Here is a 22558-nt window from a genome sequence, read left to right on the forward strand (position 1 = left end):
GATCGAGGGTGGCCCGGCGGGCTAAGGCTTTCCTTCCCGCGGTCTAAAGCGCGGTGACCAGACCGGACGATCCGGCGGCCGGGGTACCGGCCGGCACGGGCGTCAGCACGGCGGTCAGCGTGCTGTGCAGCGCGGGCGCCGAGTCACGGTGGAAGAAGTGGCCGCCGGCCATGCCGTGCACGGTGCAGCCGCGGCTGGTGTGCTGTTCCCAGGCGCGGGCGTCCGCCGCCGAGACCAGCGGATCGTCCGCCGCGTGGAAGACGTCGACGGGGCAGGACAACGGCCGCCATGCTTCGGTCAGCCCGCCCCGGCACAGCGCCAGGTCGTCGCGGACCAGCGCGGCCACGGCCCGCAGCCACTCCGGATAGTTCAGCAGCTCGGGTGAGACACCGCCGATGTCGCGCATCCAGCGCACCAGCACGTCGTCCGGCTGATCGGTGGCCGGCACAGTCGCGGCCGGCCGGTGCGGCGCCGGAAATGCGCCGACCAGCAGCCGCTGCGGCAGGGACCGGCCGGTGGTCTGCCGCAGCCGGGCGAGGTGGTACGCCACCAGCGCGCCCATGCTGTGACCGTAGAACGCGTACGGCCGGTCCAGCAGCGGGCCGAGGTGCCGGTCGAGCTCGGCCACGAGCGCCGGCATGTCGCGGATCCGCGGTTCCCTGATGCGGTTCTCCCGGCCGGGCAGTTGCACCGGGAGAACCGAGACGTGCTCGCCGAGTGCGCCGCGCCAGCCGGAGAACGTGGACGCCGCGCCGCCCGCGTGGTGGAAGCAGAACAACCTCAGCACGTCGTCCCCGCGCGGCTCACCGGACAGGTAGCGCCCGAACCGGGTGGCCGGGGCAGTCATGCCGCCGTCCGCCGCAGCCGGGCCCGGAGCCGCGCGGCGCGCCACAGTGAGCCGACGACCAGCCGTTGCGGGCCACGGACGTCCCGCATCCGGAGCAGGGACAGGGCAACCCACAGGCGGGACTCCGTCACGTGCCGGGGCGAGCCGTGCACGTCGTCGTTCTCCATCAGCCGCAGCTGTCGTACGCGCTCACGCAGCCGGGCCGGATCACCGGCCGGGATGATTTCGTCGCGGCTGCTGGCCAGGTAGCACACGGGGATGTCGAGCCCGGTGAGCTCGTCGTCGCCGAGCCGCCAGCCGGGCAACCGGGCCGCGAGGGCCTGCTGCTCGACCCCGGTCAGATGGGCCAGGGTGTCGACGGTGATCCGGGGCAACCGGCTCTGCCACTCCCGGTCGGTGAAGAAGTCGGAGACCGGCGCCCCCGAGGTGGCGATCCCCCGGATCCGCGGGTCCACCGACGCGCAGCGCAGCGCCAGGTGCCCGCTGAAGCTCAGTGCCACCGCGTACGTGTGCGACACGTCGGCGCGGTCCCGGACGGCGTCCAGGATCGCCGGCAGCATCCGCCAGCTCTCGGCGCTGTAGGGCAGGGTGTTCTCCCCGACGCCGGGCATCTCGGTGACCAGACCGGCCATGCCGAGCCGGCGGGCCTGCCGCAGGATCGGTGCCCACTGCTCCTTGACCGCGACGATGCCACCCATGACCAGCAGCAGCGGCCGCCGGGCGGTGCTGGACAGGCCGCTCGTCCAGCAGCCGACGGTCCCGTCCGGCAGGGTGATGTCGAGGCGCTCGATGCCGGTGTCGTTGTCCTGCCGCCAGCTCTCGAACGCCGAGACGCACTGCCGCTGCGCGTCCTGGCGGGCGGGGCCGTCCGGGAACGGGAACCGTGCCATGGCGTAGTACCGGCAGGCACCCAGTGGATCGCCGGCGTGCAGCCGGCCGGTCGCGGCAGCGGACCACTCGTGGACCCAGGAACCGGGTCCGTCACCGTCGGTCCGGATGCGGTCGAGCAGCGGCCGGTAGACGTGCGGCAGGAGGTTCTGGGTGCGGGCGTGCACGGTCACGAACTGCTTGAGCTCGGCGACGTCATTCACCGTACGCCTCCAGGCCGTCCTTGATCTCGGTGAGCACGTCCGCCGCCTCGGCGCCGTCGATGACGCGGTGGTCGAAGCTGAGGCTGAGCCGCATCAGCGGTGCCACGGCGAGGACGCCGTCGCGGACCACCGGCCGGTCGCTCACCTGGCCCAGGCCCAGGGTGATCGTCGTGCCGCCGACGGAGTGGAAGCTCTGCACCGGACGGTGCCCGAGGGAGGTGACCGCGAAGGTGCCGACGCGTTCGGCCCGGTTGCGCAGCGGCCGTACGGTCCGCCGGAAGGCGAACGCGCCCAGGAGCGCGGGCAGCCGGTGCAGTGCCCGGACGCCGGCGAACTCCGGCATGTCGGCCGCGTCGCCGTCGCGGTAGTGGCTCACCTGCCGCTGGACGCCGTCGAGGTCGGCCAGGTGCAGGTCCGGCAGGACCGCGGCCAGCACGACGCGCCGGCCGCCCAGGTCGCGGTCCAGCGCGAGCTTGGCGTGGACCCGGTCGTGGTAGGCGAGCCGTGGCCGGACCCGGCCGCTGATCGCGGCGTTGGCGTCGGGATGCAAGGCGAGGACGCGGCTCGCGGTGTGCAGGACGTAGCTGACCGTCGAGTAGCGCAACGACCGTTCCCGGGCCTCGCGGCGATGCCGCTGGACGGCGGTCATGTCGATGTCCGTGTCCAGGAACACCGGCGAGAACTGCCGAATCTCCCGGAGGAAGTAGTAGGTGTGCCGGCGTTGCGGGGCCAGCGCGGCCGGCCTCATGCGGCGGTCGCCAGCGTGTATATCTGGTGCAGGCTGTCCGCCTGCAGCACGTCGGGCATGGAGATGCGCCGGCCGGTCGTCCGCTCCAGCACCACCAGCAGGGTCAGCAGGTGCAGCGAGTTCCAGCCGGGTACGTCGTCCAGGCTCAGCGCGGCGTCCTGGGTGCCGACCGGCAGTCCCAGTTCGTTGCGCACGATCTCGACGAAGTCGTCAAGGCTGTTCACGGGTGGGCCCCTTCCAACGAGGTGACCAGTCGGACGTGGTCCGCCGGTGCGGGCAGCTCGCCCAGGTCGTGACAGGTCGTGGTGGTGACCCCGTCGTCAGCGGTGACGGTGAAGCCGTACCGCTGGTAGAGGTTGTGGACGCCGCCGTTCTTCGCGGTCGCGACGTAGCGGCCGCGCACCGCGCGGACCCCGGTGGCGGCGGCGTGCCGGAGTACCGCCGCCAGGCACGTCTGTTCGATCCCGCGGGCGAACACCCGGCAGCTGAGCAGCATGTTGTCGATGTGCAGGTCGGCACCGGAGCGGTGCGCGAACACCGCACCGACCAGGCCGTTGTCGCCGAACCGGTCGCCGGCGCCGATGGCCAGCACCAGGTGCGCCGGGTCCTCGGCGAGGGCGCGCACCTGGTCCGGCTGCAGCCGGACGGTGGTCAGATTGAACTGGTTGGTACGCAGGGTGAGCTGGGAGAGCCGGGCGAACTGGTCCGGCGTCACCCGGTCGAGGCGTACGGTCACGTCGAGGTTGCGCAGGTAGTCGTCGAGCGAGTCGAAGCTGTGCAGGAAGCTGCGGCGGTTCGCCTCGTCCCGGTACAGCACCGTGCGGCTGCGGTCCTCGGCGGTCACCTCCCGTACGTCGAACCAGCCGTCGCCCAGCAGCGCGGCCACGTGCCCGGCGGGTTCGTCGTCGACCACGACGACGGTGACCTCGGGCAGCTCCTGGCGTACCAGGCCGCGTTCGTAGGGGCTGTCGTCGACGAACACCATGCTGTCCAGGCCGATGTTCAGCGTGGCGGCCAGCTCGCGCAGGTTCTCGTGCTTCGGCCGCCAGTTCGCCACGACGGCGACGAAGTCGTCCTCGCGCAGGGTCATCCGCGAGTGCTCCCGCAGCACCTGCCGGACCGGTTCCACGTCGTTCTTGCTCACCGCGGCGAGCAGTACGCCCTGCGAGCCGAGCTGGCGCACCACGCGCTGGAAGGCCCGGAACGCCTCACCGCGGTAGCTGTCGGCCACCTCGATGCCGTCCGCCCCGTCGTCGCCGAGCACTCCGCCCCAGACCGTGTTGTCCAGATCCAGCACCAGGCATTTGCGCGTGCGACCGGCCATGCCGCGGCAGAGATGACCCACCTGCCGGGCGTAGGCGGACAGCAGAGCGTCCGAGAGGTGTGCTTTGGCGTAGACGCTCAGCCGTGGGTCCATGACCGGCGCGCCGTCGGCGACCAGCGGGTCCAGGTCCAGCACGACGATCCGCGATGATGTCGCGGCCAGGTCGAGCAGCCGGCTGTTGGCCGTGCGCCAGAGGACACCCAGCCGGGCCCGGGAGGCGTGGTCGACCAGCTGGGCCGGGTAGTGCCCGGGCAGGGGCATGGTGTTCAGGACCAGGGTGCCGCGGGCCGTGGCGGTGAACCGGGCGGCCAGCGCGGTCAGGCGCCCGACCACCTCGTCGAGTGCGCCCTCGAGCCCGTCCACGGTCCACGGGGCGGGGAGCTGGTCGAAGACCTCGACGGCGTCCACCACGCACAGCACGAGATCGGTGTCCGCCGCATAGAGCGCACTGGCCGGATCGCCGAGGTCGGTGACGTAGCCGCCGAAGTCGCTCATCAGCGTCGTCAGCAGGACGCCGTGTCGGGCCGCCTCCGCGGTCAATGCCGGCGGCAGGGCCGCGAGCGTGCCGTGCCCGGTGATGGCCACCGAGACAGTCGGCGTCGCGGGGTGGGCGCGGCGCACCTCGGCCGGGTCCAGGCGGGTCAGCAGCCGGCCGGCGCGGAGCAGGTCCGCCGGGTCGAGGCCGGCGAGCAGGGGCGCCACCGTCGGATACCGGCCGGCGAGGTCACCACCGCGGGCGAGTGCGGTCAACTCGTCGATCGGCGCGGGAAGCACGGTGGGCGTGACCATTGCTCACACCCTTTCCAGGGCGAAACCGGACTTGATCCACTTGCTCGACTCGATCGCGATGCCGAGCGCCCGGTCACCGGGCGCCATCTTGGCCAGCACGCGCTCGAGCTGGAGGAAGGGCAGCGCGTTGCCGTTGTTGCCGGTCTCCTCGACGCAGGAGATCTCGGTCGCCACCGGCAGCGCCAGCTGCTCCACGATGCGGGCCGTCATCCGTCCCGACAGCTGCGGCGGCAGCAGGTAGTCCACGTCCGTGGGCCGCCAGGCCAACCGGTCCAGCAGTTCGGCCAGGACCTCCGCGGCCATGGCGGGCACGTGCTGCTCGATGGCCTTGAAATCCTCGCGGGCGCCGGGCCGCTCGGAGAGGCGGTCGGCCGGGCCGAACCAGTCGAGCACGTGGCCCGGGGCGCGATCCTTGCCGGTGAGCCGGTTGAGCAGCCCCCGCAGCGCGGTCGAGCCGGGCACCGGATCGCTGGTGAGGACGGCGGCGCCGGCACCGTCGCCGAAGAGCACGACGTTCACCAGCTCCGCCGGCGGCAGCTTGCGCAGGTCGAGATCGAGGTCGAAGTACTTGGTGGAGACGTCGCCGGCGAGCACGAGCGCGGTCCGGCTGCCGCCGGCCCACAGCATGTGACGCGCGACGTCCAGCGCCTGCACCGCACCCGCACAGCCCGACTGCAACTGGTACGTGGGCACGCCGTCGATGCCCAGCCGGTCCGCGACGACGTTGACGGTCGCCGGCATCAGGGTGTCCGGCGTGGCCGTGCCCATGACGACGAGGTCGATGTCCGCGCCGTCGATCCCGGCCCCGGCCAGCGCGCGGTGGCCGGCGGTGACGGCCAGGTCGGCGAGCGTCTGCCGCACCTCCCCGGTCTGCAGGTCGACGGACAGATGCCGGCTGCGGGTGCCGACGAAGGCGTCGACCCACTGCTCCCAGACGGAGTCCATGCGGAACCGTCGGGCCAGGGCGGCGTTGTCGATGGGATGGCCGGGCAACGCCGTTCCGGCCGAGAGGATGCGGATGTCCGAGATATCCATCCTGTGCCTTCCTGGGAGCGATCGCGGACGCCCGCACACCGGTCGTCCCGCTCGCGCCATCGTCGATCGCGGCGCTAAAGCTGTCCCAAAGACGTGCTTGCCCGGCCGGACCCGGACCGGCCGCGGGGGAGGGACGTTTTAGCGGCGGCCAAGGTCTCGGTAAGCCCCGCCTGCCAACCTGCCTGCGGCGGCGCGTGTGCCGCCGGGACCTTCCGTCCCGACCACCAGCCGGAAAGGACTACCGCATGCGTACCGTCACACTGGGGAAGGTGGGGCCGGAGGTTTCCGCTCTCGGCCTGGGCTGCATGGGCATGAGCGAGTTCTACGGGCCCGCTGACGCAAGCGAGTCGCTGGCCACCCTCGGCCGCGCGCTGGAACTCGGCATCACCTTCTTCGACACCGCGGACACGTACGGGATCGGGGACAACGAGCGGCTGGTGGGCCGCTTCCTGAGCACGGCCGAGCGCGACCGGGTGGTGCTGGCCACCAAGTTCGGGCCGGTCCGGGACCCGGAGAGCCGCGGCCTGCGCGGGCTGCGCGGTGACGCCGCCTACGTCGCGCAGGCCTGCGACGCCAGCCTGCAGCGGCTCGGCGTGGACCACATCGACCTCTACTACCTGCACGTGCCTGATCCCAAGGTGGCGATCGAGGAGACCGTCGGGGCCATGGCCGAACTGGTGCGCGCCGGCAAGGTGCGATACCTGGGGCTGAGCAACCTCGACGCGGAGCAGATCCGCCGGGCGCACGCCGTGCACCCGATCACCGCCGTGCAGAAGGAATGGTCGCTGTTCACCCGGGACGACGAGGCCGACGTGGTTCCCGCGTGTGCCGAGCTGGGCATCGGCTACGTGCCGAACTGCCCGCTGGGCCGCGGTTTCCTCAGCGGCGCCTACACCGCCGCCAGCGAGTTCGGTGCCGGTGACGTCCGCGGGACGGTGCCGCGGTTCATCGGCGAGAACGCCGACCACAACCAGCGCCTGGTGGACGTGGTGCGCGGCGTGGCCGCCCGGCACGACGCGACCCCGGCCCAGGTCGCCCTGGCCTGGCTCATCCATCGGGACGGGGTGCACGACGTGCCGGTGGTACCGATCCCCGGCACGAGCCAGCGCTCGTACCTGGAGGAGAACGCCGGCGCCGCGGAGCTGTCCCTCACCGCGGACGACCTCGCTGAACTCGAGCCGATCGCGGCTCAGGTCGCCGGCACCAACCGCCACCCGACGCCGTCCGCACCGGCGCGTTCCTGAGCACTGCGGCAGCAAGAGCGGCCCCTCACACCGATGTGGTGTGAGGGGCCGCTGCTGCCGGCCGACGGGGGGCGGCCGGCAGGGGTCGGTGCCGGCCGCTGACAGGGCGGGTACGCGGCAGGACACCGGGGGGTGAAGCTGTGGGCACCGCGGGCGCGGCGATCGGTCGACGGAGTGGCCCGCCGTCACCCGGCCGGAGCGGAGGCGAACGTGTGGCCCGGCGCCCCGGCCGGGCCCAGATCGGTCATCGGGACACCCGTGAGGACAGCGGCCCGCAGCCGCATGACGTCGGCCGGCAACCCGCATCCGACCACTCCGGTCAGCCGGCCGGTGCGCGCGTAGGCCGCCAGGAAGCGCCCCGGCTCGCGGCGCAGGATCCGTACCTCGTCGGACGGGCTGAACCAGCCGATCGCCTGGATCTTGCGACCGTGCTGATCGCTCCAGACGTACGGCGGGGCGGACAGCGCCGGCTGGCTGCCGTCGACGATGTCGCGGGCCACCACGGCGGCCTGCTCACCGGCCCGGGTCCAGTGCTCGGTGCGGGCCCGGCCGCTGAAGAACGAGCCCTCGTACGGCCAGCAGGCGACGTCGCCGACGGCCCAGACGTGCTCGAGCGAGGTACGCCCCCCGGCGTCGCACTCGACGCCGTCACCGAGGCGGATCCCGGAGCCCGCCAGCCACCGCACAGCCGGATCGGCGCCGATGCCGACGACCACGGTGTCGATCACCAGCCGGTCACCGTCGGTCAGCTCAACGCTCGCCACACCCGTGCCGGAGGGCTCGCCGTGCGGGTCATCGCCGGTCGCCGCCCCCAGCACGCGAGCCAGGCCCACGCCGCCGCGGACGTCCACACCGGACTCGCGGTGCAGGTCGGCGACCAGCTCGCCGACGACGACACCGAACGCGCGGGCGAGCGGTGCCGGCAGCATGTCGATCATCGTGACGGCCACGCCGGCGGCGCGCAGACTCGCCGCCACCTCACAGCCCACGAAACCGGCGCCCACCACCAGCACGTGCCCGGCGACGGCGACCCGGTCCCGTAGCGCGGCGCCGTCCTCCAGGGAACGCAGGCAGAAGACGCCTGGCACCCCGTCGGTGCCCGGCAACCGCCGGGGCTCGACTCCGGTGGCCACGACCAGGTGGTCGTAGCCGACGGCGGTCCCGTCCGTCAGGTGCACCAGCCGGCCGGCCGGCTCGAGCCGCTCGGCGCGGCACCCGGTGCGCAGGGTGATCCCCGCGTCGGCCAGCGCCTCGCGACGGGACAGGTAGAGGCTTTCCGCCGGACGCCCGCCCCGCAGCACATCCTTGGAGAGCGGCGGCCGGTCGTACGGCGGATGCCGCTCCGCCCCGATCAGCTCGATGCCGCCGGCGAACCCGGCGCGGCGCAGCTCCTCGGCCGTGCGCAGACCGGCCAGTCCGGCGCCCACGATGACGACCTTCGGCACGGGATTCCTCTCTCGGGTTCGGCGCGTCACCGGCACCCGGCGTCGCGGAGGTCAGGGCTGGTGCACCGGCACCGTCGTGGCCCGGGCGATCGTGAAGTGGGTCAGCCGGGCGGCGGCCATCGCCGCCGACGTGCCGGGCTGGACGCCGAGGCTCGGACAGCTCAGGGCGTGGACGGCGAAGACGTACCGGTGCGGACCCTGGCCGGGACGGGCCGCGGGGCCGTCGTACGACGCGCTGCCGAAGTCGTTACGGAGGTGGAACGCTCCCGGTGGCAGCCCGGTCCCCGCCACGTCCCCGGCACCGGCCGGGAGTCGCGTGGTCGTCGGGGGCAGGTCCACCAGGAGCCAGTGCCAGAACCCGCAACCGGTCGGGGCGTCCGGGTCGAAGCAGGTGACCGCGAAGCCGGCTGTCTCCTCCGGGAAGTCCGACCACCGCAGCTGCGGTGAGGTGTTGCCGCCGGTGAGACCGAAGCCGTTGAACAGCTGCGCGCTGCCCAGCGGGGCACCGTCGTCGAGGTCCGCACTCGTCACCCGGAATGCGGGCACGGGCGGCAGGTGGTCGTAGGGCAGCGGCGGACGCCCGGGGGCCCGGGTCGTCACGGCGCGCCGACCGGGTCCCAGCCGGGCGTGACCAGGTCGCGGTCGAGACCGTCCAAGGTGGCCATGTCCTCGTCGTCGAGCGCGAACCCGAAGACGTCGGCGTTGGCGGCGATGCGCCGCGGGTCGGTCGATTTGGGCAGCGGCACCGTGCCGTGTTGCAGAGCCCAGCGCACCAGCACCTGCGCCGGGGCGCGGCCGTGCCGCTGCGCCACCCGCACCAGCGGCGGGTCGGCCAGCATCCGGGCCTTGGCCAGCGGACTGTAGGCCTGGACCGCGATGCCGCGCTCGGCGCACAGCTGCAGCACGTCCCGCCGCGCGGCGCCGAAGCAGTACGGGTTGAGCTCTATCTGGTTCACCGCCGGCGGCTCGTCGGCCTTGTTCAACAGCTCTTCCAGATGGTTGGTCATGTAGTTGCTCACGCCGATGGCCCGCACCCGGCCCTCGGCGAGCAGGTGCTCCATCGCGCGCCAGCTCTCCAGCCGGCTGCCCGGCACCGGCCAGTGGATCAGGAACAGGTCGACCACGTCGACACCGATCCGCCGGCGGCTGCGCTCGTACGCGTCGAGCGTGGCCTGATAGCCGTGATCGGAGTTCCACAGTTTCGTGGTGATGAAGACGTCGTCCGCCCCGGCGGCCCGGACGGCGTGCCCGACGTCGCCCTCGTTGCCGTAGATGGCGGCTGTGTCGATCATGCGGTATCCGGCGCCGAGCGCGGCGGTGACCGCGGTCCGGGTGCGCTCGCCGGCGCCGGTGAGGAAAACACCCAGCCCCAGCGTCGGCATGGCCACGTCACCGCGGATGGTCACCGTGCGGGGAAGCCGGGTGGCGGCGTTCCCGGATGCGTCCGGGAGAGTCATGTCGGGTCCTCGTGAGGTTTCCCGGGTGGTGCCGGACGGCAGCCGACGGTGCGGCGGACGTCCGGCACCACCCGGTGACGGATTGCGGTGGGGTCAGCGTGCGGCGGGAGCGGCCGCGCGCTTGCGCAGGGCGATCGGTACCAGGATCAGGGTCGCCGCCGCGGCCAGGGCCGCGCCGATGAAGGCGTGGGAGACGCCGAGGGCCAGCACCTCGTGCGTCGGGTCCACCGCTGACCCGGCAGTCGGTTGGGCACCGCGGATCGTGGCGCCGAAGATGGTCACCCAGATGGCCAGGCCGAGCGTGCCGCCCAGCCACTGGATGGTCTGCAGCAGGCCGGAGGCGGCGCCCGCCTCCTTCTGGGCGACGTTCGACATGATCGTCACGTTGAGGGTGACGAAGGCGACGCCGACGCCGACGCCGATGAGCAGCAGCGGTCCGAAGACGGCGGTGAAGTAGTCGCTGGTGGCCGACAGCTGGGTGAGCCAGGCCATGCCGGCCGTGACCAGCGCGGAGCCGCCCACGAGCAGGATCTTCGCGCCCAGGCGGGGCAGTAGCTTGGGCACCAGACGGACCGCGGCGAACTGGCCCAGGGTCATCGGGAGGAAGGCCAGGCCGGCCCGGATCGGGCTCAGCTCCAGTACGTCCTGCAGGAACTGGGTCAGCAGGAACAGCACGCCGAACATGGCGGCGGACAGCAGCAGGGTGGTCGTGAAGGCGGCGGCGCGGGTGCCGTCAGCCAGCAGGTGCAGGGGCACGATCGCCTGCTCGGTCCGCGTCTCCACGATGAAGAAGGCGATCAGCAGCAGCGCGGCCAGTCCGAAGCTGGTCAGAGTGACGCTGTCGCGCCATCCGTCCGAGGCGGCGCGGATGAAGCCGTACACCAGCGCACCCATGCCGAGCGTGCCGAGCAGGGCACCGGGCACGTCGAGCCGGGTCGGGTGCTTGTCGGGCTGCTTGACGTAGAGCGGCGCCAGCAGGGCGATGACGATGCCCAGCGGGACGTTGACGATCAGGACCCAGCGCCAGGAGATCCACGAGGTCAGCAGGCCACCGGCGATCAGGCCGACCGAGGCGCCGGCGCCCATCACGCCGGAGAACATGGCCAGCGCCTTCGCGCGCGCCGCGTCCTGGAAGTTGGTCACGATCAGCGCCATCATCGCCGGTGAGGCGAGGGCGGCACCGACGCCTTGCAGCGCGCGGGAGCCGATCAGCCACCACGCGGACGTGGCCAGGCCGCCGAGCAGGGAGGCCAGGGTGAAGATGAGGACGCCCGCGATGAACGTGGAACGGCGCCCGACGACGTCACCGAGCCGGCCGCCGAGCAGCAGCAGGCCGCCGAACGTGAGGGTGTAGGCGTTGAGGATCCAGGACAGGTCGGTGTTGGAGAAGCCCAGGTCCTGCTGCACCTGCGGGAGGGCCGTGTTGACGATGGTCGAGTCCACACCGATGAGGAGGGCGAAGGAGACGATCACCGCCAGCGTGACGCCGCTGGATCGCCCGGTCTGTGGTGCTTCGGGGTGCTGCGTCGAGGCAGCCGAACCGGTAGTCGTCGACATGCCATCCTCCAAGAGTCATGATGGTTGAGTTGAACGGAACACAGCATAAGAAACGGTACCGTCTCTTGCAAGGGTACGGATCCGTTCGCTATTTCGGCGGAAGGCGTGACAGATGGTTCCGATGAGCGTGCCCGCCACGGTGTCCGAGCGCCCGGCCACCCGCCGCCGTGGTGCTGAGCTGGAGCGGGCGATCTTCGACTCCGTGTTCGACCAGATCAGCAAGCTCGGGTACGCGCGGTTGACCATGGAGGGCGTCGCGGCGGCGGCGCGGACCGGCAAGGCCACGCTCTACCGCCGGTGGCCGGACAAGAACGCACTGATCGTCGATGCGCTGCGCGCCGCCCTGCCGTCACCCGCGGAGGTGCCGCCCCAGGGCGGCCTGCGTGCGGACTTCCTGGCCCTGCTGCGCTGCCTGCGCAGCGCACTCGAGTCCTCGTACGGCGCGACGTTCCAGGCGCTGAAGGCGGAGCCGGGCGCGGGCGCGGGCCTGGTGCACGCCGCCATCGGCGAGCGCGTCTTCGCCCCCTACCGCGAGATGGCCCTGCGCGCGCTGGCCCGGGGCGTCGAGCGCGGCGAGGTGCGCCCCGAGGCCGTCACCGCCATGGTGGCCAACGTCGGCCCGGCCATGCTCATCCAGACGTACTTCCTGGAGGACCCGGTGATCAGCGACGACTTTCTCGAGGAGGTCGTCGACACGGTCATCCTGCCGATGATCCGGCGGTGACGCCGCCCCGGGCGATGCTGCCGGCCCGGGGCTGACCGAACCAGCGGGTCAGTGCCGCCCGCAGGGCGTCGTCGTCCGGCTCACCGGCCTCCGCGTACGCGACGTAGCCGTCGGGGCGGACCAGCACCCGGCGGGCCTCGACGGTCGCGACGGGTTCCGCGCGTACGTGACGCACCCGGTCCGCCCAGCCGTCCGCGCCGGCGCCCTCGTCGTCCCGGCCGGTCAGGTCGAGCAGCAGCCCTGCGCCGTCGTGCAGCCCGCCGTAGATCGTGGTGGCGCCCGCGGCCGTGGTCAGTGGCGCGTCGGGCATGCGCAGCCCCACCGACGGATGCCCGGCTCCGGTGTCGTCGGGATACCGGATGTCCATGCCCGTGGCCAGTCCGAGCAGGTGATCGCGGACGCTGTCGAGGGTCATGAGCTTGCCGAACAGGCCGCGCAACGGCGCCACCTTGTCGACCGGGTGGTACATGGCGACCTGAGCCTGCGAGTACATGCAGACGCGAGCACCCACCGGGTGCCGTTCGCGGTGGTAGCTGTCCAGCAGGTCCTCAGGTGCCCACCCGTTGACCTCCGCGGCCAGCTTCCAGCCGAGGTTCACCGCGTCCTGGATGCCCGTGTTCAGGCCCTGCGCGGCCGAGGCGAAGTGGATGTGGGCGGCGTCGCCCGCGAGCAGCACCCGGCCCTGGCGGTAGTTCGCGGCCAGCCTGGTGGCGTTGCCGAAGCGGGAGATCCAGTGCGCCTCGGTCACCGCTAGCTCCTGCCCGGAGACGCGCCGGACACCGGTCAGCAGGTCGTCGAGCGTGGGCGGGGTGTCCCGATCCGGCATCGCCCGGTCGAACTCGATGCAGGTTGCCCGGAACCGGCCGGGCTCCAGCTCCGCGATGGCCACGATGCCGCCGGGGTGGATCGCCGCCTGCGGGCCGTCGGGCAGCCGGTTGTCCGGCAGCGACAGGTAGGAGGTGATCCCGTGCAGGGTCGAGGCGGTGCCGGGGAAGTCGACGGCGGCCAGCTTGCGGACGGTGCTGCGCCCACCGTCGCAACCCACCACGAAGGGCGCGGACAGCTGATACGTCCCGGCCGCGGACCGGACGGTGACGTGGGCGGCGGCTTCGTCCTGGACGAGCCCCACCACCTCGTGCCCGCGACGCACGTCGACGCCGAGTTGCTCGGCGCGCTCCGCCAGCAGCCGTTCGAACTCCTGCTGGGGGGCGTGCCGCGGGACGAACTCGGAGTCGTCGCGCAGCCGCGGCAGGTTGAGGAAGCCGAAGTTGTACCGCAGCCACCGCGGTGCGTCGGCGAACCAGTCGAGCCCGCGCATGCGCAGGGCCTCGACCGTGCGGTTCTGCACGAACAGCGAACGGGAGAAGGGCACGGCCTCGGGCAGAGTGTCCAGCACGACGACCGGGACCCCGGCGACCCGCAGCTCCCCGGCGAGCATCAGGCCGGTCGGGCCGGCGCCCACGATGATGACGGTACGATTCATGGCTCTCTCCTGGGGGTCCCGGCACCATCGCCGGCGTGCTCAGCCGAAGGTCAGGTCGAGATTGGACAGTCCACGCGCGGGGCTGTAGTGGCGTCGCAGGTTCGTGCCCGGGGTGAGCCGGTAGTGCGGGATCCGGGCGTGCCATTCCTCGATCGCCAGGGTGATGATCCGGCGGGCGACGTACATCCCCAGGCAGCGGTGCGGGCCGATGGCGAAGGCCAGGTGCCGGGTGGCGGGCCGGTCGAAGTCCACCACGTCGGGCCGGTCGAACACGTCCGGGTCGAGGCCGGTCATGCCCCACGGCATGAGCACCCGGTCACCCGCGCGCATCAGCACGCCGTGCCGCTCGACGTCCCGTGTGACGACCCGGCCGGTGGTGACCACCGGCTCGTGGCGCAGCAGCTCCTCGACGATGACCGCGGTCCGGTCCGGGGAGTTCACCACCTGCTCGCGGCTGTCCGGGTGTTCCGCCAGGTACAGGAACATCAGGCTGAGCGCGGCCGTCGTGGTGTCCAGCGCGGCCAGCATGGTGACGAAAGCCGTGTTGATCATCTCGTCCTGGGTCAGCGCCCGGCCGTCGAAGCTGGTGTTGATCAGCTGACTGAGCACGTCCCGCCGGCCCTGCGTGCCCTCGGCCCGGCGCCGGTCGATGGCGTCGCTGAAGAACTGCCACAGGGGACGGTTGGCGGCGTAGAACTCCTCTTCGTTGCGGGCGTTCGGGATGCCCTCGCGACGCAGCCACTCCTTGTGGTCGAGCAGCTGTTGCACGTACTCCCGCCCGATGCCGAAGGTGATCACGAAGGTCTCGGCCGGCAGCTTCGTGGCGACCTCCGAGATGAACTCGCACTGCCCCTTCTCCACCAGCGGCTCGATCGTGTCGATGGTCGCCTGCCGGATCTCCGGGGTGAAATGGTTCACCGCGCCCGGGTTGAAGAGGTCGCTGAGGGCCTGCCGCCACTTGCGGTGCTCGTCGCCGTCCAGCTGCACCGGGATCTGCTTCTCCGGAAAGAACTGGCGGTGCGGGATGGCGATCTGCGCGTTGGAGAAGATCTCCGGATTGCGGGCGGCCCACTCCACGTCCGCGTAGCGGGTGAGAATCCAGTACCCGCCGGCCTCCTCGGAACGCACGATCGGGGCCTGCTCGCGCATCTCCTTGAAGTAGCTGAGGGGATCATCCTGCAACCAGGGCTGGTAGAGACTCCATGCCCTGGTCCGCTCCTCGGTCGTAGCAGGGGCAGAAACGGGACAGCGGCCCGCCGTCCGTGCGTCCGTCATGTCGTTGTTCCTTCCTCCGGGCGCCGTGGGTGCGCGGCGAGCCGCCTCATGCGCAGCACTACCGGTCCCGCTGCGTCCCTGCACCTTCGGCCGTCGGCCTAAAAGCGTTCTTGGTGCCTGCTTAAGCCGGCGCGCTTAAGCAGGCACCAAGGACGCGCTTAGTCCCGGCCACGAGCCTGGGACAGGCCGGCTCCCCGGCCGGATCGACGGCGGCGCCCGCTCGAGCGCCCGGAAAGGAGCAGAAATGGCGGACGGTCTGAGTCCCGGCCGGTGCCCGGTCACGGCGCCGACGACGGTGGAGGAACGCATCCGGCAGTGGAGCGTGTACCAGCCGTGGCTGCAGGACGACCCGATCCCTTACTGGAAGGAAGTGCGGGACACGGCGCCCATCGTCCGTTCCGAGGAGCTGGGCGGGTACTGGATCATCACCCGCTACGCGGACATGGAGTGGGCGGCGCGCAACCCGCAGATCTTCTCCAACTCGATGCTCTCCATCCCGCCGCACGACGTGTTCCGGGAGAAGGCCATCCCGATCCAGCTGGACGGCGAGGAGCACCGCAAGTGGCGCCAGGCCATGTCGGAGCTGTTCAACCCGGCGGCGGTCAACCACTTCGCGCCCCAGATCCGGCAGGCGACGATCGACACGATCGAGCCGCTGATCGAGAAGGGGCAGTGCGAGTTCATCTCCGACGTGGCGGTGAAGCTGCCGGCCGAGGCCTTCCTGATCACCTTCGGCATCGGCCGGGAGTACCTGCCGCAGATCCTGGAGTACAAGGAGTGGCTGCGGCACGAGATGCCCAAGGCCAACAACCAGGACGACGTGATCGCGGCCGCCCAGCCGCTGTGGCAGTTCTTCTCCGACGCCATCGACCGGCGGCAGGCCGAGGGCATCGAGGGCCGCCGTGACGTGCTCAGCGGATTGCTGCGGGCGACCTACGACGGCCGTACGCCCACCCGGGACGAAATGGTCAACATCGCGTTCATGAACATGCTCGCCGCCTTCGACACGACGACCGCCGCGATGGCCGTCGTCTTCCTGTACCTGGCCCAGCACCCGGAGGCGCAGGACGTGGTCGTGGGATCACCGGAGAAGATCCCCGCAGTGGTGGAGGAGCTGATCCGGCACGACCCGGTCTCGGCCACCGCCCGGATGGTGGTGCAGGACGTCGAGCGGCACGGCGTGCTGATGCGCAAGGGCGACATGGTGCTCATGCCGTGGGCCATGTCCGGGCTCGACCCCGACGTGTTCGAGAACCCCGACGAGGTCGACTTCGATCGCACCACCACGCGCCAGCTGGTGTTCGCCATCGGCCCGCACCGCTGCCTCGGCATGCACCTGGCCCGCCGGATCATCCGCACCGCGGTCGAGGAGTGGCACGCGCGGGTCCCGCGCTACGGGATCACCCCGGGCACCCGGCCGGTGCGCCACTTCAGCACGGTCCGCGGTGTCACCAGCATGGAATTCACCTTCGGATGACCGGCCCCGAGAGGACGTCATGAGAGTGCAGGTGGATCCACACCGCTGTACGGGTCGTGGGATGTGTCAGGCGGTCGCCCCGGAGGTGTACCGGCTGGACCCCACGACCGGCCGCAACGAGATGGGCGAGGTCGAGCTCTCCCGCCGGCTGCGCGCGGCGGCGGCTCGCGGCGCGGCGGGCTGCCCGGAGGGTGCCATCACCGTGCACCCCGAGCCGCAGGAACCCGAGGACCTGGACCTGGGGCCCGTGGGACTCTGGACCTTCGCGCTGGAGGAGCTGCCCCTGGACCGGATGCGCGATGTCGCCGCCGAGATCGAGACTCTCGGGTACGGCACGCTGTGGTTCGGTGAAGCTTTCGGACGCGAGTCGCTGACCCAGGCCGCGATGCTGCTCGGCGCCACCGAACGCATGGTCATCGCCACCGGCATCGCCTGCATCTACGGGCGGGACCCGGTGACCATGGCGCAGGCGCAGCGCACGCTGGCCGGCGCCTTCCCCGGGCGGTTCCTGCTGGGCCTGGGGCTCAGCGCGCCGATGGCTGTGCAACGCGTACGCCGCCAGGAGTTCGTCCGGCCGCTGAAGACCATGCGGGAGTACCTGGACGCGATGGACGCCGCCCCGCTCGGCCCCGACCTGAAGCGGGCGCCGCGCCGGGTCATCGCGGCGCTCGGGCCGAAGATGCTCGCCCTCGCCGCCGAGCGGGCCTGGGGGGCGCTGCCGTACCTGGTGCCGGTGGAACACACCGCGCTGGCCCGGGAACGCATGGGAAGCGGTGCGCTGCTCGCCGTCGAACAGGCGGTGGTGCTCGACAGCGACCTGACCCGTGCCCGCGACGTCGCCCGCGCCCACGTCGCCGGTTACCTGCGGGTGCCGCACTACGTGACGAGCCTGCGGGCGCTGGGCTTCACCGAGGACCAGCTCGTCGGCGGCGGCAGCGACGAAGTCGTGGACGCCCTGGTCGCGTGGGGGGACCTCGACACCGTCGTCAGCCGGGTCCGCAAGCACCGCGAGGCCGGCGCCGATCACGTGTGCCTGCAGGTGCTGCCCACCGACCCCGGCGGGGTGCCGCTGCGGGAGTGGCGGGAGCTGGCCGCCGCTCTGCTGTGACCCACCGGACAAATTCAGGAAGGAGCCGGATGAAGATCAAGATAGATGCGGACAGCTGCATGGGGCACGGAATGTGCTCCGCCCTCGCCCCGGAGGTGTACGAGATCAACGGCGACACCGGGTTCAACGAGATGGGGGAGTTCGAGGTCGAGGAGGACCGGCACGCCGCCGCCGCCCGTGGTGCCTCGGCGTGCCCCGAGCGGGCCATCCGCCTGCAGGACAGCCTCACCACCGGGGGAGCGGCATGAAGCTCGAGGAGTTCGACAGCCACCGGCGCACCGTGCACACCGACGCCGGCGAGCTCGGGTACGCGGACGTCGGCCAGGGCCGCACGGCACTGTTCGTGCACGGTCTCGGCACCAACGGCTATCTGTGGCGCAACGTCATCGACCTGGTCAAGGACGAGCGCCGGTGTGTGGCCCTGGACCTGCCGCTGCACGGCCACAGCCGCTCGGTACGGGCGGATCTCGACCTGTCGCTCAGCTCGCTGGCCGACGTCATCGAGCAGTTCTGTGCCGCTCTCGGCCTGACCGAGGTGGACCTGGTGGCCAACGACACGGGCGCGGCGATCTCGCAGATCTTCGCCTCCCGGCATCCCGAACGGCTGGCGACCTTCACGCTGACCAACTGCGAGGCCGACGACAACATCCCCAACGAGGCGTTCCGGAACACGGTGGAGGTCGCCAAGCGGGGCGAGCTCGCGCCGTACGCCGTCCAGATGTTCGAGAACCTCGAGATGGCGCGGTCGGGGGAACGGCCGATCACCGCCAACTACCAGTACCCGGACGAGGTCACGGACGAGACCCTGCGGTCGTACCTCGGCCCGGTGTGCGCGACCCTGGAGGACGCCCGCCGGTTCGAGCGGTTGCTGTCCTCGCTCGACCCGGCCGACCTGCGCGGTGCGGTGCCGGGCCTGCGCCGGTTGACCGTGCCGACCCTGATCGTGTGGGGGACCGGCGACTTCCACTTCGAACTGGAGTGGGCCCACTGGCTGCGCGACACCATTCCCGGCGCCACGGAGGTGGTCGAGATCGAGGGCGGCAAGCTGTACTTCCCCGACGAGCGGGCCGCCGATCTCGTGCCGCACCTGCGCCGACACTGGTCCGCCCATCCGCCGCAGCCGGCGGCGGTCGCCGCCGGCTGATCACGTCCCGGCGACACGACAGGGCCCCTCCCACCCGGGAGGGGCCCCGTCGTCAGTGGCGCGGTGGCCTTACGCGGTCCCGGCGGGGACCGCCAGGCCGTTGACCTTGTCGGACGAGTGGACGTCCCCCTCGCCGAACCACGTCCGCAGGGCCGCGTGCAGGGCCGCGACGTCAGGTCCGGCGTAGGCGACGTGCCCGTCCGGTCGGACGAGCACCAGCGGCGCGTCGAACTCCCGCACCGGGGCGGCCCGGACGACGCTCACCCGGTCCAGCCACCGGCCCGGGTCGATGACCTCGGGCGCACCGGGCTCGCGCAGGTCCAGCACGAGACCCTGGCCGGAGCTCATCATGTCGAACAGCCCCACGGGGCCCGCCGCGGTGAGCAGGTCGACGTCCTGGATCGGCTGACCCGTCAGGGGGTGGCCGGCGTCCGCCGGGTCGCCCACCGGATAGCGGGCTGCCGTCGGCATCTGCAACAGCAGCCGGTTCACGTCGTCGTAGCGCAGCAGTTCGGCGAAGAGCGAGCGCAACGGGCTCAGATGCTCGACCGGGTGGTGCAGCAGGGCCAGCACCGCGTTGGCGTGGTCGCACATGTCCTGACCGACCGGCCGTCGTTCCGTCTCGTAGCTGTCCAGCAACCCTGCCGGTGCCCGGCCCAGGACCTCGTCAGCCAGCTTCCAGCCGAGGTTCATCGCGTCGTGGATGCCCGCGTTCAGGCCCTGCGTACCGGAGATGAACAGCAGATGGGCCGCGTCGCCGGCCAGGAGCACCCGCCCCCGGCGGTAGTTCTGCGCCAGCCGGGTGCTCCCGCCGAACCGGGACACCCACCGGGCTTCCGGCAGCACCGGACGCCGGCCGGTGATGCGCTCGATCATGGCGCCCAGCTCGTCGCCGGCGGGCGCACCCGCCTCGGCGGGCGGCGCCTCGAACTCGATGGCCATCACCCGCACCGCGCCCGGCTCCAGCGGCATCACGGCGGCCATGCCGGTGCGGTGCAGGCCCGCCTCGAACGAGTCCTGGAGACTCTCGGTGGCCGGCACATCGGCGAACAGACCGTGGTACGGATACCCGGTGTCCGGGAAGCCGATACCGGCGAGCCGGCGTACCGCGCTGTCGGCGCCGTCGCACCCGGCGAGGTAGGCACCGTTGAGCCGGTACCGGCCGGCGGGAGACGCGACGGTCGCGGTCACCTCGTCGGCGTCCTGCTCGATGTCGAGCAGAACGTGCCCGCGCCGGATGTCCACACCCAGCTCCCGGGCGCGGTCCTCGAGCAACCGCTCGGTGCGCCACTGCGGGAAGGCGTAGGTGTGGTCGCGGCTGTCGACCGTCTCCAGGTTCAGCCAGAGCAGCGCGAAAGGCGTCCGGGGCCAGAGGAAGCTGTGCTCCGGGCTGATCCGGTCGGTGAGCCCGCGAAGGCCGAACGCCTCCCGGGTTCTCCCGTGGTACGCCATGCCCGCCGATTGCGTCGGTGCCTCGGCCCGCTGTTCGAGCACGACAGCGTGCACTCCGCGCAGCCCCAGCTCGCACGCGAGCATGAGGCCGACCGGCCCTCCCCCCGCAATGATCACGCTCGGTCGCATAGGAACTCCTCCGGTATCGGCAACCTGTCGGCGACCATGCTTCTCACCCGGGCTTAAGCCGCCCTAGGTTCGGTACCGGCCTGCGCAAGAGCACGGTTAGCCCGGCTTAAGACCACGCGGCGAGCATGAGCGCATGACCGTACTGGACACGAGCCCGGAAGCGGCAGCCGCGGACCGGGAGCTCGACCCCCGTGATCCGCTGGGCCGGCTGGCACAGCTCTGCGACCCCGGCACGCTGGTGCTGCTGCGCGGGGACGACAGTGGCGTGAGCGTGGCCCGGGGGCTCGTGGCGGGTCAGCGCATCATCGCCTACTGCACGGACGCCACCCGGATGGGCGGGGCGATCGGCGGTGCGGGCAGCCGGCACATCGTGGAGGCGATCGACACCGCGGTGCGCGAGCGCGTCCCGGTGGTCGGGCTGTGGCACTCGGGTGGTGCGAAGCTGGCCGAGGGGGTGGAGTCGATGGACGGGGTCGGCGGCGTCTTCGGCGCGATGATCCGGGCCTCCGGCCGGGTTCCGCAGATCTCGGTCGTGCTGGGCCCCGCCGCGGGGGCGGCCGCCTACGGCCCCGCCCTCACCGACGTCGTCATCATGGCCCCCGCCGGGCGCCTGTTCGTGACCGGCCCGGAGGCGGTCCGCAGCGTCACCGGGGAACAGATCGACATGGAGCAGCTCGGTGGGGCGGACGCCCACGGCCGGCGGTCCGGCGTCGTGCACATCCTCGCCGAGTCCGAGCCGGACGCGTACGCGCGGGGACGCCGCATCATCGGGCTCTTCGCCCGGCCCGGCTGGTTCGACCTGTCCGCGATCCCGGACGATCCGTCGATCGAAGCGCTGCTGCCCGAGTCGCCCCGGCGGGCGTACGACGTGCACCCGCTGGTCCACCGGCTCCTCGACGGCGGGGCGGCCGGCGGTTTCGAGGAGCTGCAGGCGAAGTGGGCGCCGAACGTGGTGATCGGCTTCGGACGCCTCGCCGGCCGGTCGATCGGTGTGGTGGCGAACAACCCGTTGCGCCGCGGCGGCTGCCTGGACTCGCTGAGCGCGGAGAAGACCGCCCGCTTCGTGCGGCTGTGTGACTCCTTCGGCGTACCCCTGCTGGTGCTGGTGGACGTGCCGGGATATCTGCCCGGGGTCGGCCAGGAATGGGACGGCGTCGTCCGGCGCGGCGCGAAGCTGCTGTACGCCTTCGGGGAAGCGGTGGTTCCCCGGGTGACCCTGGTGACGCGCAAGTCCTACGGTGGGGCGTACATCGCGATGAACTCGCGTGCCCTGGGCGCGACGGCTGTGCTCGCGTGGCCGCAGGCCGAGGTGGCAGTCATGGGCGCCGAGGCCGCCGTCGGGATCCTGCACCGCAAGCGGCTGGCGGCCGCTCCGGAGGCGGAGCGGACCGGGTTGCGCGAGCGCCTGGTGGTGGAGCACGAGCGGATGTCGGGAGGGGTGCGCCGCGGGCTTGAGCTGGGCGTGGTGGACGAGGTCATCGAGCCCGCCACCAGTCGCCGGCGCATCGCCCACGCGCTGGCGACCGCGCCCGCCGGGCGCGGCCACCACGGCAACATCCCGTTGTGAGCGCCGCTGCGCCGGCTATTCCGCGATCTTCGTGCACATGGTCCAGCGGAAGATGGGCGTACCGGTCTCGGTGAAATCGCCGATCCTTTCGAAATGCTCCCAACCATTGTGTACGGGCACTTTCACCTTGAGTGCCTCGGCGTGCACGCGGGCGTTTCGCAATTCTTCCGGCAGATGGTCGGGGCCGCCTTCAAGGCGACATTCTTCGTACGAGGTATCGGTCATGACCAGCCACTCCTTGTCGTTCTACCGTGGCGTCGGCGGTGTGGTGAGGTCACATTAAGTTCCTCGATATTGGGGTGTCAACGGCGCTTAAGAATCGTATTAGCCTCGGTATAGCGCACCGGCCGATAGTGAATGGAGTCGTCCGGGGAGGATCATGTCTCACTTGCGGTCAGTTCAATTCTGGTGCCGGCGGGCGCTGCGTTCACGCTGGGCCCGGAGCGTGGGGAACCACCTGATCGTGGGTCTCGGCTCGGTCGCCGGGTTCTTCCTGCCGATCAGCTGGATGATCACCCATCCGCCGGACGAGAACGGCGACGTGCCGGGTGAACCCGTACCGCCGGCCGCGCCCGTCGACGTCCAGCCGCTGACTCCGGCCGAGGAAGCCGCGTGGCGGCAGCTCTCGGGCGTGCTGCGGGCCGAGATCGAGGATTGAGGCC

The 22558-nt window shown here is 71.8% G+C and carries 22 protein-coding genes; 8 read left to right on the forward strand and 14 right to left on the reverse strand.

The features are described 5' to 3' along the window. Positions 1–43: 43 nt before the first annotated feature. From ACQP2Y_RS16180 to ACQP2Y_RS16205, 6 genes are read right to left on the reverse strand one after another with little or no spacing between them, the layout of a single operon-like run. Entirely contained in the window at positions 44–847 is an 804-nt protein-coding gene (locus tag ACQP2Y_RS16180; protein WP_433728948.1) for a thioesterase II family protein, read from the reverse strand. Further along, positions 844–1938, reverse strand: coding sequence for an alpha/beta hydrolase (locus ACQP2Y_RS16185; protein ID WP_433728950.1), 1095 nt, complete (start codon positions 1936–1938; stop codon positions 844–846). Before ACQP2Y_RS16185 ends, ACQP2Y_RS16180 begins: the two co-directional genes overlap by 4 nt. Next, the gene (locus ACQP2Y_RS16190) at positions 1931–2686 is read right to left on the reverse strand and encodes a 2-oxo acid dehydrogenase subunit E2 (protein WP_433728952.1); all 756 of its coding nucleotides are present in this window, start codon (positions 2684–2686) and stop codon (positions 1931–1933) included. Before ACQP2Y_RS16190 ends, ACQP2Y_RS16185 begins: the two co-directional genes overlap by 8 nt. Continuing rightward, positions 2683–2910 carry a phosphopantetheine-binding protein gene (locus tag ACQP2Y_RS16195; RefSeq protein ID WP_433728954.1) on the reverse strand — a complete coding sequence of 76 codons (228 nt, stop codon included), beginning with the start codon at positions 2908–2910 and terminating at the stop codon, positions 2683–2685. The genes ACQP2Y_RS16190 and ACQP2Y_RS16195 overlap by 4 nt, the downstream gene beginning before the upstream one ends. Continuing rightward, a complete protein-coding gene (locus ACQP2Y_RS16200) occupies positions 2907–4799 on the reverse strand; it encodes an HAD-IIIC family phosphatase (protein WP_433728956.1) in 1893 nt (630 codons plus the stop codon). Before ACQP2Y_RS16200 ends, ACQP2Y_RS16195 begins: the two co-directional genes overlap by 4 nt. Positions 4800–4802: 3 nt before the next feature. Continuing rightward, positions 4803–5834, reverse strand: coding sequence for a 3-oxoacyl-ACP synthase III family protein (locus ACQP2Y_RS16205; protein WP_433728958.1), 1032 nt, complete (start codon positions 5832–5834; stop codon positions 4803–4805). Positions 5835–6079: 245 nt separating this feature from the next. Here ACQP2Y_RS16205 and ACQP2Y_RS16210 point away from each other — a divergent pair, with 245 nt between their 5' ends. Continuing rightward, the gene (locus ACQP2Y_RS16210) at positions 6080–7078 is read left to right on the forward strand and encodes an aldo/keto reductase (protein ID WP_433728960.1); all 999 of its coding nucleotides are present in this window, start codon (positions 6080–6082) and stop codon (positions 7076–7078) included. A 185-nt stretch (positions 7079–7263) separates the two neighbouring features. Here the strand turns inward: ACQP2Y_RS16210 and ACQP2Y_RS16215 are convergent, their stop codons facing one another. The 4 genes from ACQP2Y_RS16215 to ACQP2Y_RS16230 form a co-directional block, all read right to left on the reverse strand. Then, positions 7264–8523 (reverse strand): NAD(P)/FAD-dependent oxidoreductase, encoded by a 1260-nt coding sequence (locus tag ACQP2Y_RS16215; RefSeq protein ID WP_433728962.1) that lies wholly within the window; start codon positions 8521–8523, stop codon positions 7264–7266. Positions 8524–8574: 51 nt separating this feature from the next. Then, positions 8575–9123, reverse strand: coding sequence for a YbhB/YbcL family Raf kinase inhibitor-like protein (locus ACQP2Y_RS16220; protein ID WP_433728964.1), 549 nt, complete (start codon positions 9121–9123; stop codon positions 8575–8577). Further along, positions 9120–9980 carry an aldo/keto reductase gene (locus tag ACQP2Y_RS16225; protein ID WP_433728966.1) on the reverse strand — a complete coding sequence of 287 codons (861 nt, stop codon included), beginning with the start codon at positions 9978–9980 and terminating at the stop codon, positions 9120–9122. The genes ACQP2Y_RS16220 and ACQP2Y_RS16225 overlap by 4 nt, the downstream gene beginning before the upstream one ends. A 93-nt stretch (positions 9981–10073) precedes the next feature. Beyond that, the gene (locus ACQP2Y_RS16230) at positions 10074–11537 is read right to left on the reverse strand and encodes an MFS transporter (protein WP_433728968.1); all 1464 of its coding nucleotides are present in this window, start codon (positions 11535–11537) and stop codon (positions 10074–10076) included. A 121-nt stretch (positions 11538–11658) separates the two neighbouring features. Between ACQP2Y_RS16230 and ACQP2Y_RS16235 the strand changes: the two genes are divergently transcribed. Then, a complete protein-coding gene (locus ACQP2Y_RS16235) occupies positions 11659–12261 on the forward strand; it encodes a TetR/AcrR family transcriptional regulator (RefSeq protein WP_433728970.1) in 603 nt (200 codons plus the stop codon). Here the strand turns inward: ACQP2Y_RS16235 and ACQP2Y_RS16240 are convergent. Together ACQP2Y_RS16240 and ACQP2Y_RS16245 are read right to left on the reverse strand one after the other, a co-directional pair. Then, complete coding sequence (locus ACQP2Y_RS16240; RefSeq protein WP_433728972.1) at positions 12236–13744, reverse strand: FAD-dependent monooxygenase; 1509 nt, start codon at positions 13742–13744, stop codon at positions 12236–12238. The genes ACQP2Y_RS16235 and ACQP2Y_RS16240 overlap by 26 nt on opposite strands. 39 nt (positions 13745–13783) lie before the next feature. After that, positions 13784–14926, reverse strand: coding sequence for a cytochrome P450 (locus tag ACQP2Y_RS16245; protein ID WP_433728974.1), 1143 nt, complete (start codon positions 14924–14926; stop codon positions 13784–13786). A gap of 337 nt (positions 14927–15263) precedes the next feature. Between ACQP2Y_RS16245 and ACQP2Y_RS16250 the strand changes: the two genes are divergently transcribed. The 4 genes from ACQP2Y_RS16250 (at position 15264) to ACQP2Y_RS16265 (ending at position 18748) form a co-directional block, all read left to right on the forward strand. After that, positions 15264–16496: a cytochrome P450 gene (locus ACQP2Y_RS16250; RefSeq protein ID WP_433728977.1), complete on the forward strand. Its 1233-nt coding sequence runs from the start codon at positions 15264–15266 to the stop codon at positions 16494–16496. 61 nt (positions 16497–16557) lie between these two features. Continuing rightward, on the forward strand, positions 16558–17604 hold the full coding sequence (locus tag ACQP2Y_RS16255; protein WP_433728979.1) for an LLM class F420-dependent oxidoreductase: 1047 nt from the start codon (positions 16558–16560) through the stop codon (positions 17602–17604). A 29-nt stretch (positions 17605–17633) separates the two neighbouring features. Next, complete coding sequence (locus tag ACQP2Y_RS16260) at positions 17634–17852, forward strand: ferredoxin (protein WP_433728981.1); 219 nt, start codon at positions 17634–17636, stop codon at positions 17850–17852. Further along, on the forward strand, positions 17849–18748 hold the full coding sequence (locus ACQP2Y_RS16265) for an alpha/beta fold hydrolase (protein ID WP_433728983.1): 900 nt from the start codon (positions 17849–17851) through the stop codon (positions 18746–18748). The genes ACQP2Y_RS16260 and ACQP2Y_RS16265 overlap by 4 nt, the downstream gene beginning before the upstream one ends. Positions 18749–18817: 69 nt before the next feature. Here the strand turns inward: ACQP2Y_RS16265 and ACQP2Y_RS16270 are convergent, their stop codons facing one another. Beyond that, on the reverse strand, positions 18818–20329 hold the full coding sequence (locus ACQP2Y_RS16270; protein WP_433728985.1) for an FAD-dependent monooxygenase: 1512 nt from the start codon (positions 20327–20329) through the stop codon (positions 18818–18820). Positions 20330–20462: 133 nt separating this feature from the next. On the opposite strand from ACQP2Y_RS16270, the gene ACQP2Y_RS16275 reads away from it, so the two are divergent. Beyond that, a complete protein-coding gene (locus tag ACQP2Y_RS16275) occupies positions 20463–21896 on the forward strand; it encodes an acyl-CoA carboxylase subunit beta (RefSeq protein WP_433728987.1) in 1434 nt (477 codons plus the stop codon). A gap of 15 nt (positions 21897–21911) precedes the next feature. Here the strand turns inward: ACQP2Y_RS16275 and ACQP2Y_RS16280 are convergent, their stop codons facing one another. Beyond that, positions 21912–22121 (reverse strand): DUF5988 family protein, encoded by a 210-nt coding sequence (locus ACQP2Y_RS16280; protein WP_433728989.1) that lies wholly within the window; start codon positions 22119–22121, stop codon positions 21912–21914. 220 nt (positions 22122–22341) lie between these two features. On the opposite strand from ACQP2Y_RS16280, the gene ACQP2Y_RS16285 reads away from it, so the two are divergent. After that, complete coding sequence (locus tag ACQP2Y_RS16285; RefSeq protein ID WP_433728991.1) at positions 22342–22554, forward strand: hypothetical protein; 213 nt, start codon at positions 22342–22344, stop codon at positions 22552–22554. Positions 22555–22558: the final 4 nt, after the last annotated feature.

Origin of the sequence: Actinoplanes sp. CA-051413, assembly GCF_050955795.1 — a bacterium.
In the GTDB taxonomy this organism is placed as follows: domain Bacteria; phylum Actinomycetota; class Actinomycetes; order Mycobacteriales; family Micromonosporaceae; genus Actinoplanes.

Excerpts from the sequence above, each read along its gene's own strand:
- ACQP2Y_RS16180 (WP_433728948.1), bottom strand. The coding sequence starts at position 847 with ATGACTGCCCCGGCCACCCGGTTCGGGCGCTACCTGTCCGGTGAGCCG.
- ACQP2Y_RS16190 (WP_433728952.1), bottom strand. The coding sequence starts at position 2,686 with ATGAGGCCGGCCGCGCTGGCCCCGCAACGCCGGCACACCTACTACTTC.
- ACQP2Y_RS16200 (WP_433728956.1), bottom strand. The coding sequence starts at position 4,799 with ATGGTCACGCCCACCGTGCTTCCCGCGCCGATCGACGAGTTGACCGCA.
- ACQP2Y_RS16205 (WP_433728958.1), bottom strand. The coding sequence starts at position 5,834 with ATGGATATCTCGGACATCCGCATCCTCTCGGCCGGAACGGCGTTGCCC.
- ACQP2Y_RS16210 (WP_433728960.1), top strand. The coding sequence starts at position 6,080 with ATGCGTACCGTCACACTGGGGAAGGTGGGGCCGGAGGTTTCCGCTCTC.
- ACQP2Y_RS16225 (WP_433728966.1), bottom strand. The coding sequence starts at position 9,980 with ATGACTCTCCCGGACGCATCCGGGAACGCCGCCACCCGGCTTCCCCGC.
- ACQP2Y_RS16230 (WP_433728968.1), bottom strand. The coding sequence starts at position 11,537 with ATGTCGACGACTACCGGTTCGGCTGCCTCGACGCAGCACCCCGAAGCA.
- ACQP2Y_RS16235 (WP_433728970.1), top strand. The coding sequence starts at position 11,659 with ATGAGCGTGCCCGCCACGGTGTCCGAGCGCCCGGCCACCCGCCGCCGT.
- ACQP2Y_RS16240 (WP_433728972.1), bottom strand. The coding sequence starts at position 13,744 with ATGAATCGTACCGTCATCATCGTGGGCGCCGGCCCGACCGGCCTGATG.
- ACQP2Y_RS16250 (WP_433728977.1), top strand. The coding sequence starts at position 15,264 with ATGGCGGACGGTCTGAGTCCCGGCCGGTGCCCGGTCACGGCGCCGACG.
- ACQP2Y_RS16255 (WP_433728979.1), top strand. The coding sequence starts at position 16,558 with ATGTGTCAGGCGGTCGCCCCGGAGGTGTACCGGCTGGACCCCACGACC.
- ACQP2Y_RS16260 (WP_433728981.1), top strand. The coding sequence starts at position 17,634 with ATGAAGATCAAGATAGATGCGGACAGCTGCATGGGGCACGGAATGTGC.
- ACQP2Y_RS16265 (WP_433728983.1), top strand. The coding sequence starts at position 17,849 with ATGAAGCTCGAGGAGTTCGACAGCCACCGGCGCACCGTGCACACCGAC.
- ACQP2Y_RS16270 (WP_433728985.1), bottom strand. The coding sequence starts at position 20,329 with ATGCGACCGAGCGTGATCATTGCGGGGGGAGGGCCGGTCGGCCTCATG.
- ACQP2Y_RS16275 (WP_433728987.1), top strand. The coding sequence starts at position 20,463 with ATGACCGTACTGGACACGAGCCCGGAAGCGGCAGCCGCGGACCGGGAG.
- ACQP2Y_RS16280 (WP_433728989.1), bottom strand. The coding sequence starts at position 22,121 with ATGACCGATACCTCGTACGAAGAATGTCGCCTTGAAGGCGGCCCCGAC.